The following is a 12,783-nucleotide window of genomic DNA, read 5'->3' as shown; positions in this document are numbered from 1 at the left end:
TCGGGCCCGGGACCGCGTTCACAGGGCGCGGCGATCTGACGTCGCCCGCAATGAAAAGGAGCGTGAAGAAGCAATCGGGCGGTGCTACCGCCGACGCGGCGGTGCGAGCGGCTGTCTCGACTCCCCCGATAACATCCTTCGGCACAACATGCACAACCTTTAACATCATCGGTCCCGGATCAGTGAAAGAGCCTAGGGTGGTCTTGCACGGAATCGTGATGGAAGACTAAACAGGTGCGAAGCCCTCCGAGAGTTGCAAGATGTCGGTCATCGACGGCAGCAAGACCTTTATGCATCGGCGGTTTCGCTTCCTCCGCGTACCAAATGTGTAGGGGACGACTGGCGATTTGCCATGGATCGCACTCGTTCAGAACCGAACTGTTTGAAGCCAATTGCAAGTAACCCGAACGGGACGAAGCCGCAGACATGGCGAACGAATGAGCCGTAGTCGGGCTCAAATACAGCCTGCACGGTTACGAATGCGAAGAAAAGGCTGCAGCTGAAGTTGCAGCGCACGTCAGCGCTCTGCCACGCCCTGCGCCAGTTTTTTATGATCAGATACACTGTGACCGGCATTAACACCACAACGATGAGCTGCTGTACTCCGCCGAGCATGACCAACGGCCATGGCAGCAAAAGGCTGATCCACGTCACAAACATGTTTGCCGCTTCCAACAGCGGATTGGAAACATTGAAGAAAGGCGTGATCATCGAGCGCGCATCTTCGCTGCCTACACGATAATCGTTAGTAGCAGCCCGGATCATCGATAATGGTGCGTGCAGTACTACTGCGGCGATCAACGTTAGCGAGACCAGCGATACCGCAAGAGCGGCCAGTCCCCAGCGCGGTCCTAGCTTGCGGCTGACGATGTGTGCGGCCCAGGCGAAGGCGACAACAATGACCCAATAAGGTCTGATATACACGCCGTAGAACAACATTACAACGCTAGCCAGGATCAACCGTTTTCGTCGGACGAAAAGTAGTGCAAATACGATTGCTATATTCGCGAGGAGTTCTTTGTTCAGGCCTGAATTAAAGATGGCTGCTGCGCCCCCCCACGCCACGGCAATCGCCAGCACCATTGAGAATGCATAAGCTGGTACACGTAGTCGTGCCGCTCTGCCGAATGGCATCAAAAGAAAGACCGCCGGTATGGTTACTGCGGCAATACCGATAGCGACTTCGAGTGTGACGTTGAACGTGCGGTAAACGATCGCCGTACAGACATATCCGTTGGCTTTATCCCAGAGGCCGCATGTTTGCGTGGTGTTCCAGAAGCCGCGCAGGGTATTTTCGTCATACAGGAACTTGGCAGGGACGTAGTTACGCGACACCACGACTAGAAAGAATAGTGCAGCGCAGCCTAAAAAAAGCATCAAACCGACCAGGTCGGCGGCAAGGATCTTGCGTCTAGCCATGGAAAGCATCCCGTGTAGGCGAGCCGGCGGCGTGTCCCATCAGGGACCGGTAGAGCGACAGTGTGTCGAGGCACATCCGTCGGGCTGTAAAGCGATTGGCGTCCGATTGCGGACGCGTCGAACGTTGTCCTTTTCCTTCGCGCAACCCGCGGCTTATCGCGTCAGCGAATACCACTGGATCATCGGGATAGGAGACAATGAAGCCGCGCTTCCCGCGTTCGACGAACGCCGCTGCGCCGGCGACTGGCGCAGAAACAATTGGCACGTCGGCTGCGTCCGCCTCGAGATAAACGTAAGGGAAGCCTTCGTAGCGGCTTGGCAGTACAAAAAGATCAAGCCCGGCAAAAAGACGGGCCGCATTCGCGACGGGACCGGTGATCGTGACGCATCGGGGAATGGCCATACCTGGCGGTAGATACGCTTCGATCGAACCCGGCCCGATAACGAGTATTCGGACGTCGGCAAGCTCTGGCCGCCGATCGATTTCGGCTGCCGCGGCGATCAGTCTGTCGATACCCTTTTGCGGTTCTAATCGCCCTACAAAGCCAACGATTCGCTCGTTGCCGACGATGCCCAGCTCCTGACGCGCTGCCTGACGGGTGAGATGCCGACTTTGACTGATCCCATTATAAATTGTCACGACAGGCGTCGTACCCGGCTTGATACTCGATACGATGTGCGCCGCCTCTTCGTCAGAAACGGCGACGATGCCGTCTGAGAACCACGCTCCTAGCCACCTTTCCACTGCTGTATAGAAGGCCCGTGCCTTTCGACTTAAGTCAGGCCGCAATGTGTATATAGCATGGGGTGTGTACAACTGCTTCCACGGCCCTCGACAAACCCTCGTCAGAGCACCAGCCTTAGAACTGTGGCTGTGGACGATGTCCGGTTTCAGCCTTCGCAGCAGTCGACGCAAGTGCAACATGTGCACAGCATCATGCAATCCCACGGCTCTAACCATTGGAACGTAAAATGTCCCGCTCGTAAGTGCCAGCACTTCGGGAGACAAAATATCTAGGTCTAAGCGCCCTGCTTCCGGAAGGACGAGATAAACCTGCACGTCAGGAAAATCAGCGAGTCCGCGGATCAACTCGGCGAGATGAGATGCCACCCCGCCCGACGCAGCCTCACTGACAAGGGCGATTCGCAATTTGAGCTTCCAATAACTGTTGCTGCAGGACGTTCCGACATCAATCGACGAGGCCGTGCCGCTTCGACGGCCGTGCCTCTGGTTTCCCTCGGTGACTTGATACGATCAAATCACGCGGCGGTCCACATTTGTCGATCTGTCATTCCTTCTCCGAGCCGTACTCGTAGTAGCCGTAGCTGTGGTAGCCGTTGCTGCGCGGCTGTACAGCATTGAAAATCGCGCCCTTGAGTTGCACTGCGTTCTGCTCGAAGCGGCTCTTTGCAAGCGCGATTTCGCGCGCGCTATTCAGGCCAAAGCGCACCACCATCAGGCTGGTACCAGCGTGACTTCCGACGATTCCTGCATCGGTCACCGCCAGAATCGGCGGCGTGTCGACGATCACCAGGTCGTACTCACCCTTCACTGCATCAAGGAAGCCACGCAGATTCGCATGCGCCAGCAATTCAGCAGGATTTGGGGGCACACGGCCGCGCGTGACATAGTCGAGTCCCTCTATCGGGCCCTTGCGGATCGCCTCGGAGGTTCTCGCCTGTCCCATAAGCACATCCGCGAGACCGAGCTTGTTGCTATCGCTCATGACGCGGTGGAGAACGCCTTTTCGCAGGTCGCCGTCAATCAGCAGGACGCGTTGCCCGGCTTGAGCAATGACGACTGCAAGATTACTAGAAACGAATGTCTTACCTGCTCCTGGGCTTGAGCCCGAAATCATCAGAATGTTATTGCTCGCCTCCATCAACGCAAAATGAAGACTCGTGCGGAGGCTACGCAATGATTCGATCGCCAGATCAGCAGGCGCATCAAGCGCAAGCAAGCTCGGTTTTCCGCGTACCGACTTGCCACCGGACGACGGCATCGGAGCGCTTTGCGCGGGGCTGACAGGTATCGACGAATAGACCGGCAAGCCCAGTTGCTCGATCAGCTCGGGATCTTCCAGCCCACGGTTGAGCACTCTGCGAACGAAAACGAAGGCGACAGACAGGAAAAGACCTAAAAGGGTGCCCACCACAACGATGATGGTGCGCTTAGGGCTGACCGGCGCGGTCTCGTCAACCACGGCGGGGTCGATAAGCCGAGCGTTCCCCACATTGCCAGCCCGGGCAATGTCGAGCTGTTGCTCTTGGTTAAGCAGCCCCGTATAAATCTGGTTTGTTACCTGCACATCGCGGTTTAGCCTCAGCAGTTCCTTTTGCGTATCAGGAAGCTTATTGAGCTGACCAGACAGTGCATCTTTTTGCGCTTGAATCTCCGCAATTTGCTGTTGCAACGCCTGGTAGGCTGGGTGGTTGCTGGTAAACCGCCGCTCGACCTCGGCCTGTTTCAGACGAAGCTGCGATAAATTCGTATCGATCGCAACAAACTGATCCAGGAAGCCTTTGGTTTGCAGTTCTACGTTGACTGAGTGCGAGCGGATCTGGAACGCGTTCAGCGCCGACTCAGCCTTCTCCAGTTGCTTTCTAATAATCGGCAACTGCGAGCGGACGAATTGAAGACTGCTTGCTGCCTCCGCCGAATTTCGTGAGACATTTTGCTTGAGATATACGTCACAAACCTTGCTCAGCACCTGCCGAGCGAGATTGGGATCTTCGGATTGGTAAGTGAGGCTAATTACGCCCGAACCCTTCGCATTCTCCGCCGCGTCGACGCGTCGCTGAAGGTCCGCGACCACGCGGAGCGGCGGAGTTTTGACCACCGTCCACTTCATCCCGGCGTTGGCCCGCAGGGTCGCGATGTTGACGGTCACGCCGCCATTAGAAACCGATTGCCCAGCGACGCCTTTAGCAAGGACGTTGCCAGACGAATCCTCTAATGTGAACCCGCCATTACCGGACGCAGTCAACGTAAGTTCGGCATTGAGGTATTGATCAGGCACATCGAGCGAGGTGATCCGCAGCGCTTCTCCGCCCCACGCGTACCCTCGTAGCCCGAAAAGAGGGCGAGCTACCGGCGCCGATCCCTTGCCATCGTAGCGCCGGGCTATGAAATGCCCAAATACTGGAAAATAATGAGGCGTGACCCGAATGGCTAAGCCAAGATCGTCTACCGTCTGCTGCATGACCGATCGCGAACCGATCAGAGCGATCTCGGTGACCGACCGTGGCGCCACGCCATTGCCGGCCAGCATTTGTGATACGTCGGTAATGCCCGGCACCATTGGCGCATCATTGGTCACTTGAATCAGCGCGTCAGCCTGATAAATCGGGGTCGCGATAATTGCGTATGCCGCGCTTAGCGCCAAGAAAGCGCCAGTTACTCCCCCAATCATCCACTTGTGGTCACGCAGGACACCGACGAGCGAAGCGAGATCAAACTCGTCTTCGCCCACCGGCTCTATCGCATTCTTCTTAACCATTGTTTCCTCAGTAACCACTCACAGATATTTGGCCCAGTGCGACACCGAATTTTCGATCAGCTCGTAGACGTGATCGAAAGCAGGACGCTGCTGGCGGTACGGATCCGGAATTTCTCGCTCGTCTTCCCATTTCCCGAGCAAAAAGGTCTTACCGCGCGCGGAGGGCACTAACTCATTTACCGAAGCGAGGTGCCGTTTTTCCATCGTTAGAATGAGATCCGCTTCCCTAATCATGTCCGCATCGATCTGACGCGCGCGGTGCGCGCTGGCGTCGATACCATGCTCATGCATCAATGTATGCGCCGTCTCATCCACTCCCCGTCCCACAAGTGCCCCAAGACCGGCAGATGTCACGGTTAAAGATTTATCCGGGAACCGATGTCGAAGAAGATATTCCGCCGTCGGGCTCCTACAGATGTTTCCTACACATACCATCAACACATTCTTGAACATTTTGCTTTCCTGCTGTCGCCGCGGGCCACCTGGTCAAGTCTTGGGCCCACCGACTGACCGCGTTCGCCCGGAGAATTGGAACGAACGGCCTTTTCAACAGCGGCCCGTTCACCGGGTCGCATTGACCGTATTGACAGCGCTATTAGTCCCAGAGAGGAACGGTGCCACCTGCGTGATAACACGCGCGAAACGCGTAATACCCGATGGGTCGACAAATACCACGTCACGCGGTTGTAATTCGAACTGATCAGCCAGCGCTAGGGCGGTCGGCGCTTTTGCGTTCAGAATATAGGCATTGGTAAGACCGTCTTCCGCTCGTCGAACCACATAGACTTGGGAAGCGTTCGATGTCACCTGATTGAGCCCCCCCGAATCGGAAAGCGCTTCGGCCAGGCTATAGTCGCCCTTCGGAATTACGATCGACGTGGGCTTGGCAACCTCGCCGAGCACGAAAACCTTGTTGTAACGATTATCGGGAATATTAATTCGATCGTCGGCGCGCAATTCGTAATTCTGACGCATGTCGCCATAATGCAGCAGCGCATAAAGATCAATCGGGATCTGTTTTCCGTCGCGCGTCAAGGTTGCGCGATATAAATCGGCGTTGGTAGTCACGCCTCCAGCTGAGCTGATCAGATCGGTAATCGTAATCGGAACTTCGCCGAGCGTTGCCACACCCGGGTGTACTACTTCGCCTGACGCGTACAGGCGTTGGCTGCGGTACGAGGAGATCGAGACGTCCAACTGCGGGTTGCGAATATAGGTACTCAACCTGCGTGTCAGCAAGGACCGTATTTGCGTCGCTGACATGCCGGCTACTTTCACCGTGCCGACAAACGGGAAATATATAGTGCCATCCGATGCGACAATCCGTCCGAGCGGATCGTTGCTTCCGGTCGCCACCGCGATATCGGCCGCAGTCGTACCCGTGCTCGGCGCGCTGCCGATCCCCGGATTATTGAGTTCCGGATGGTCCCAGATCGTGATACGTAGCACATCGCCACGCCCGACTTTATAAACATATGGGCCTGAGTTCGGTGCGAGCGTGTCCGCTGGAGGTGCGCTGTAACGTGGCAGCGTGGCAAGTACCGCTGTATCCAACGGTATGAAATTTACGACCGTGCCGTCGGGCATGGCCAGCGCAGATCGTCCAGGTGTGCCGTCCGATGCGCGCTCTGCCTCGTTCACCTGTTTTCCCATATACATCCCTGGGGCCAGGGCGCACGCCGAAAGCAGCAACGCCTGGCTGCTCAGAAGACCAAGAGCAAGACGTCGGTGGAGGGTCAATGTCATCGCGTTAAGAAACAAAATTGGTTGATTCGTTGGACTGCTGCGCGCTCGCTTGGGCTGAAGTCCTGACATGAGCTGCCACGGCAGTCTTGGCTTCGTCAGCCTCGGGGGCGAAGAAGCCTGCACATTGGTCCAACGCGTGTCAAAGGACGCGTCCTCGCCCGATGGCTGTGTACTTGATGCCTTGTTTCCGCATCTCGGATGGCTCATACAGATTCCGGCCGTCGAAAACCAAAGGCGCACTCAATTGTGCCTTCAGACGTCCAAAGTCGGGGCTTTTGAATTCTTTCCATTCGGTCACGATCAAAAGCGCATCGGCTCCTTCGGTCGCCTCGTATGGATCATGCTGGAAGGACAATCGCTCGAATTCGGCGGTACCGCTCAGATCCAAACCAAACACGCGCTTGGCTTCGTCCAGCGCTACCGGATCGTAGGCGCGTACGGAAGCGCCCTTCCTCAGAAGGGCCGCGATGAGCGGCCGACTCGGTGCCTCGCGCATATCGTCGGTATTGGGCTTGAAAGCAAGTCCCCACACTGCGAAGGTCTTGCCCGTCAAATCGCTTCCCAATTCGTTCAGAATCTTGTCGACCAAGACATTTTTCTGTCGTTCGTTGACGGCCTCGACGGCATTGAGCACTTTGAGGTCATGCCCATGTTCGGACGCGGTCCGAATCAGAGCCTGAACGTCTTTCGGGAAGCACGAGCCACCGTAGCCGCAACCAGCATACAGGAAGCTGTATCCAATGCGCGGGTCTGAGCCGATTCCTCGACGAACATATTCAATATCTGCTCCCACCTCGTCCGCGAGATTAGCAAGTTCGTTCATGAACGAAATGCGCGTCGCAAGCATGGCGTTGGCAGCATACTTGGTGAACTCGGCGGAACGCACATCCATGTACATCGTACGTTCGTGATTGCGATTGAACGGCGAGTAAAGCTGCTTCATCATCGCGCGCGCCCGTTGGCCATTTTCGTCGTCGTCGCAGCCGAGAACGATACGATCCGGACGCATGAAGTCCTCGACGGCCGCACCCTCTTTCAGGAATTCCGGATTCGACACCACGGAGAAACCGTGTGCTTCGTTACGTCGAGCCAATTCCCCTGCGAGGGCCTCCGAAACGCGCTTCGCCGTGCCTACGGGTACGGTCGACTTGTCGACGATGACCTTGAAGCCATTCATCCGGGCGCCAATGGCACGCGCTGCCGCGAGCACATATTGAAGGTCAGCTGACCCATCCTCGTCCGGCGGCGTTCCAACTGCGATGAACTGGACGTCCCCGTGCATCACGCTGGCATCGACGTCAGTCGAGAAACGAATACGACCCGCGGCGCGATTTCGCGCAATGACTTCTGCCAGTCCGGGTTCGTGAATGGGAACCCCGCCATCGTTCAGTATGGCGATCTTGCGTTCGTCGACGTCGAAGCAGAATACGTCATTGCCAATCTCAGCGAGACATGCGCCAGTAACGAGACCGACATAACCGGTGCCGATGATAGTGATTTTCATAATCTTCCGTTCAGTGCAATATCAGCGGCCTTACCCAAGCGACCACCAGGCACCCAAGCAGTCGCCAAGCCGCAGCCTAGTAGGCATTCGGCGAAATGAATCCCTTCGCAATCGTCAAAAATACGATCTTGATGTCGAACCAGAAATTCCAGTTTTGGATGTAATACAGGTCGTACTTCACCCGGCTCGCCATCTTCGAAATCTTGTCAGTCTCACCGCGGAAACCATTGATCTGAGCCCAGCCGGTGATGCCGGGCTTGATCCGATACCGGTACATATAGCCTTCGACGAGATCCTTGTACTGGTCGTCGTGCGCGAGCGCGTGAGGCCTCGGTCCGACCACCGACATGTCGCCGAGCAGCACATTGATGAACTGCGGCAACTCGTCGAGGCTCGTTCTCCGCAGGAAGCGGCCGGTGCGGGTGATGCGGGAATCGCCCTTGGTTGCCTGCGTCACGGCACCCGTGTGCTCCTTGTGAACGCGCATCGACCGGAACTTGTAAATGGAAAACTCTTTCCCGTCGACGCCCATCCGCTTCTGCTTGAAGAAGACCGGGCCCGGTGAATCGAGCTTGACCGCGATTGCGATGGCCAGAAGCAGCGGGGACAGCAGCAACAGCACCATGAACGCGAAAACGCGATCGAAGACCAACTTCGAGACCATCTCCGGGTTGTCTGACTGGGTTGCCGCGAGATTGATCGTCGGAAAACCCAGCAGGTCCATGATCGAGTGGTTGAACAACGACAGGCTGCGCACGTCCGGGACCAGACGGATATTGATGAAGTCGTGCCGGAACTCGCGCACCAGGCGGAGGATGTACCGCTCTTCCGACAGCGGCAGCGCCAGCCACAGCTCCGCAACGGTCTGATCCTTGATCACTGCGGTGAGTTTTTCAAACTCCGAGATTACCGGAATGCCGGCGATCTGCTTGCCGCTCAGACACGCTTCGTCATAGATCGCAACCGGATGAAAGCCGCTCTCCGGGGCGTTTCGGACTCGTGCGACTAGCGCACTGCAATAACTGCCTGAGCCGACGATGACCACCGGTTTCTGATTCAAGCCTTCGCGCCGCAGCCGTCCCAGCACGAAGTGAACGAGGCTTTTGAAAGCGAGAAACAGGAGGGCGGTAATGATCGCCCAGCTGCCGAACCATCCGCGTGGAATGCGCTCTGCGCTGTGAAGCGCGTAGGCAAATACCACGCTGATCCCGAGCACCAGGCCCCAGGCGCTTAGTACGCGGAGATTCAGGCTCGCCATCCGCTTGCCGCGCCAGGACTGATACACGCCTACCGCTGTGAAGATCAGCAGCGCGAGGACGCAGTCGAACGCAACCAGAAAGACCTGCGGGTCCCGCCAGCTCGCGATGCCACCTGTGCGGATCCACTGCGCGAGCAACCCACCCAGGATGATAAGCAACACGTCCGCGCCGCGGGCCACAAAACTAGTCATCGATGGCCAGCCTCATATGCCGCCCGAACCGGCCATGCAGAAACGGCAGCATCGTACAGATGCTGCAAGCGCCGGCTACCCGCTTCCGGCCATTCGTCCACTGCTTGCATTACCGGAATCCCCCCTGGCGGTCGGGCGAGACCCGTCTCAAAATTTGCTTCATCCTTCCTGCACTGGTCTTTCGACCGCTTTGCTGACGATAATAATCCATTTACCGCACATTCCTCACGGCGAGGTCGGCGGCGGTCCGAACGAGAAACTGCGCGGATTGCGCTCGCTGGTCAAATCATATAGCGGAAACTGACGGAACAGCTTTGCACCGCCGTCCCGAATCAACGGCGCCCACACCAGATTCGCACGTTTCGGACTGGATCTGGCCATCAGCGCGTCGAACGGGATTGACAAATAGATGCCCTTGTCGAAGCTGCCCTCGCCGAATTGCTTGGCGGAAACGTTGGTCTTGGTCGCGTAGGCGCCGATCGTCACGCCATTGTCGAAGATACGCGACACGTCGAGCGTGGCGCCCTTGTCCTTGGCGAGATACTGGCCGACGCTGAAATTCACGTGCACGCCATTCCAGCCGGTATCCCAGTAAGCGGTGATGTGACCGGTAGTGGCTTGGTAATCCCGCAACGAAAAGTCTTGCCGGAAGCCACGTTGGCGTACCCGGTTGATGTCGACACCCACCGCCAGTGGGCTGTGCCATGGCCGATAGAGCCACTCGCCACCGACGCCAGCGTACATTTCCTCGAGCAGACCGCCGTACACCTCGTAGAACTGGTCGTTCCCAAGGCGTCCGACGTGGGTTGCCTGCAGATACGGGATTGTCAGACGCGATGTCGTCACGTATTGCCGGATATAGGTCCGCACCCGCGGCAGCTTGCTCGGCGCGTCGTAGGTGAACTTGTTGTAGTTGTCGAGCAGACGATAGCTCAGTCCGCCAGCAAGCCAACTGCTTTGCGTCAATTGGAACGAAGCGTCGGCGTTGGCTGTAACGCGATAGAGCCAGAACCCGTTTGGCCCGCCGAACGACTGCGAAAGGCCCGGCCCCACGCTGAAGTCCCATCGCTTCATCGGCTGTATCAGCTCGGCCGGTGTAGCAGCTACCGCTGCCGCGGTCGGCGGCGCAGCGGGCACGACGGTCGGCTCCCGACGCAGCGGCGGTACCGCTTGCGTGTGTGCGATGGCCCACGCGTCCCGACGAATGACATACGATGCGGTCGGCGTGCCCCGAACCATCTGGACAATACGGAACTGGTCAATGTCCGCCGGCGCGCCCTTGTGCAATACAGTGGCGATCCGCTCGACGCGATCCTTCCGATAGACGGCTGCAGGATTGTCGAATACGACGTCCAGTCTCGCACCGCTGCGACGAATACTCTGTACGTGCCAACCGCTTTGCGTCTGCAAGGTCGCGGTCAGAGCCGACCAGTCGGCTTCCTTGATTTGCGGCCGGGCCGCGACGATCGGCAAGGGCGCCGGATCGGCGGTCTTCGTCGCGCTGAGGGCGCTAAAGTTTTCGTGGACCGTAAGGCCGATCATCGCGCGATTACCGCGCTCAAACGCCGCGCTGATGTCGACCGATTTATTCAACCGATAGACGAAACCGACGTTGATCGGCGACTTGGCATCGAGATTGGTATTGAACGGTTCATGCTTGTAGTCATTACCGTCGTATTCAAGCTTGAGAATAAGCGGCGACCACGGGGTCTGATACTGGACGCCGCCGAAAAGCGCGGTCCGGCCTCTGAACAGCGATTTTCCATTCACCTCACCGGCCGAATTACCTCCCGACGGCCGAGTATTGAACTTATTGCTGAATATGGATAGCGGATTACCGAAATCGCCGCGCGCGCCCATATTGCCCCACGCCAAGCCGAGACTCCAATCGAAATCACCGGTGCGTTTGCTCGCGACGAAATACTCGCTGGAGAACAGCCCTGTTCCACCCACGTCTCGCATACCCGCGGCGATTTGGGGCAGATAAGCGGATTCCTTGAGCAAGCGCACCCGGAAATCGATGCTCTTGTCTTTATAGGTTTGCGTGCCGCTCAACGATGTCGGACCGTAGAGGTGGTTGCGAACGTCGGTGTAACGGAAACCGAATTCGAACCAATCGAGCGGTTGCAGCATGACGCTCAGGCGGGTATAGGGGCTAATGTAGCTGGCCGTAAACGACACGTTGCCGGCCTCGCCGAAACGCGCGCTGGGCGTTTGCAGCACCCCCATCGTGCCCCAGTCGCTCGACGTCACTTGCAGGTCACGCGCGGGGCGCTGGTCAGGAATCCGTGATGCCTCGACCTCGGCGATACCGGCGGCAGTGCCTCCTTGTTCCTTCAGTGCAGTGTTCGGCGCCTCGCCGTTGACGTCCTTGGCCGACAGCAGCAGCGGATCGACGGGCACGTCAGCCGCGCCCTGTGTCGCGAAGAAGGCAGCCAGGCGCTCGGAAAAGCCCTCCGACCACTTGCCGCGACGATCTGGCGCCCAGATCCAGGCACCGGGTGCCGGTACGTTTTGAGCTGTACGATTCCAGGCGGCAACCGCGTACTTCGAGACCTGGCCGTCCGGTTGGACAACCCATGCGTAATCCGGGGCGGCCTCCGCGTCGCAGGCGCGGACATACTGCAGCGCCTGCGCGCCCGGGCGATGCGGGACCAGGCACAACTTGCCATCAGGCCGGATCACCGCGACTCGGCCGGGCCGGACCGGTATCGAAACCGTGTCGCCCGGACTGAGCATCGGATCGGAGGCATCGTTGGCCTTCAACCACCGCGGATCCGCGCCTTGCAGTGGCACACGACCAGTGACGGGACGCGACGCGACCAACTGATACAGGCGCTCACGTGCTGCTGCATCGAGCGTCTTCGAAAGCGGCAGGTATCGAATGTAATTGAGCAGCGTCTGCCGGCGTGCGGTCTGTGCGGCACGCTCGTCCGGCGTGGTCCACATCGTGCCAGGTCGGTAAAGCGGCTGCGCTCCACCGTCCGCCGTCGGCGTCACACCGCGAAGCGCGGCCGGGCTTCCGACAAGCCAGTCGCCGAGATAGCCGCGCCGATCGATCGTCGCGGAAACCTGGCCCCAGGCGCTCATCGGCACGCCACAAATCAGCAGGCAGGCCAGTACATAGCCGGCGCCTACGCCGCGCTCGCGCGTCTTATCCATCT

General features: G+C 58.2%; 8 protein-coding genes. All 8 read right to left on the bottom strand.

Annotated features, from left to right (window positions below; translation table 11 throughout):
- Positions 1-288: 288 nt before the first annotated feature.
- Positions 289-1,419, bottom strand: a complete 1,131-nt coding sequence (locus BLU54_RS10545) for a hypothetical protein (protein WP_091907817.1) — start codon at positions 1,417-1,419, stop codon at positions 289-291.
- Positions 1,412-2,569: a glycosyltransferase family 4 protein gene (locus tag BLU54_RS10540; protein ID WP_091907815.1), complete on the bottom strand. Its 1,158-nt coding sequence runs from the start codon at positions 2,567-2,569 to the stop codon at positions 1,412-1,414. Before BLU54_RS10540 ends, BLU54_RS10545 begins: the two co-directional genes overlap by 8 nt.
- A 139-nt stretch (positions 2,570-2,708) precedes the next feature.
- Positions 2,709-4,919, bottom strand: coding sequence for a polysaccharide biosynthesis tyrosine autokinase (locus BLU54_RS10535; RefSeq protein ID WP_091908034.1), 2,211 nt, complete (start codon positions 4,917-4,919; stop codon positions 2,709-2,711).
- Between the two features lie 18 nt (positions 4,920-4,937).
- Positions 4,938-5,372: an arsenate reductase/protein-tyrosine-phosphatase family protein gene (locus tag BLU54_RS10530; RefSeq protein ID WP_091907813.1), complete on the bottom strand. Its 435-nt coding sequence runs from the start codon at positions 5,370-5,372 to the stop codon at positions 4,938-4,940.
- Positions 5,373-5,480: 108 nt separating this feature from the next.
- On the bottom strand, positions 5,481-6,665 hold the full coding sequence (locus BLU54_RS10525) for a polysaccharide biosynthesis/export family protein (RefSeq protein ID WP_170845106.1): 1,185 nt from the start codon (positions 6,663-6,665) through the stop codon (positions 5,481-5,483).
- Positions 6,666-6,804: 139 nt separating this feature from the next.
- Complete coding sequence (locus BLU54_RS10520; RefSeq protein ID WP_091907809.1) at positions 6,805-8,169, bottom strand: UDP-glucose dehydrogenase family protein; 1,365 nt, start codon at positions 8,167-8,169, stop codon at positions 6,805-6,807.
- Positions 8,170-8,245: 76 nt separating this feature from the next.
- Positions 8,246-9,619 carry an undecaprenyl-phosphate glucose phosphotransferase gene (locus tag BLU54_RS10515; protein ID WP_091907807.1) on the bottom strand — a complete coding sequence of 458 codons (1,374 nt, stop codon included), beginning with the start codon at positions 9,617-9,619 and terminating at the stop codon, positions 8,246-8,248.
- Positions 9,620-9,844: 225 nt separating this feature from the next.
- Complete coding sequence (locus BLU54_RS10510; RefSeq protein ID WP_091907805.1) at positions 9,845-12,781, bottom strand: YjbH domain-containing protein; 2,937 nt, start codon at positions 12,779-12,781, stop codon at positions 9,845-9,847.
- Between the last annotated feature and the right edge of the window lie 2 nt (positions 12,782-12,783).

The sequence above is a fragment of the Chitinasiproducens palmae genome (genome assembly GCF_900095735.1).
Lineage (GTDB): Bacteria > Pseudomonadota > Gammaproteobacteria > Burkholderiales > Burkholderiaceae > Chitinasiproducens > Chitinasiproducens palmae.
The sequence above is the reverse complement of the archived record's forward strand: the minus strand, read 5'-3'. Positions and strand labels throughout refer to the sequence as shown.

Excerpts from the sequence above, each read along its gene's own strand:
- BLU54_RS10545 (WP_091907817.1), bottom strand. The coding sequence starts at position 1,419 with ATGGCTAGACGCAAGATCCTTGCCGCCGACCTGGTCGGTTTGATGCTT.
- BLU54_RS10535 (WP_091908034.1), bottom strand. The coding sequence starts at position 4,919 with ATGGTTAAGAAGAATGCGATAGAGCCGGTGGGCGAAGACGAGTTTGAT.
- BLU54_RS10530 (WP_091907813.1), bottom strand. The coding sequence starts at position 5,372 with ATGTTCAAGAATGTGTTGATGGTATGTGTAGGAAACATCTGTAGGAGC.
- BLU54_RS10525 (WP_170845106.1), bottom strand. The coding sequence starts at position 6,665 with ATGACATTGACCCTCCACCGACGTCTTGCTCTTGGTCTTCTGAGCAGC.
- BLU54_RS10520 (WP_091907809.1), bottom strand. The coding sequence starts at position 8,169 with ATGAAAATCACTATCATCGGCACCGGTTATGTCGGTCTCGTTACTGGC.
- BLU54_RS10515 (WP_091907807.1), bottom strand. The coding sequence starts at position 9,619 with ATGACTAGTTTTGTGGCCCGCGGCGCGGACGTGTTGCTTATCATCCTG.
- BLU54_RS10510 (WP_091907805.1), bottom strand. The coding sequence starts at position 12,781 with ATGGATAAGACGCGCGAGCGCGGCGTAGGCGCCGGCTATGTACTGGCC.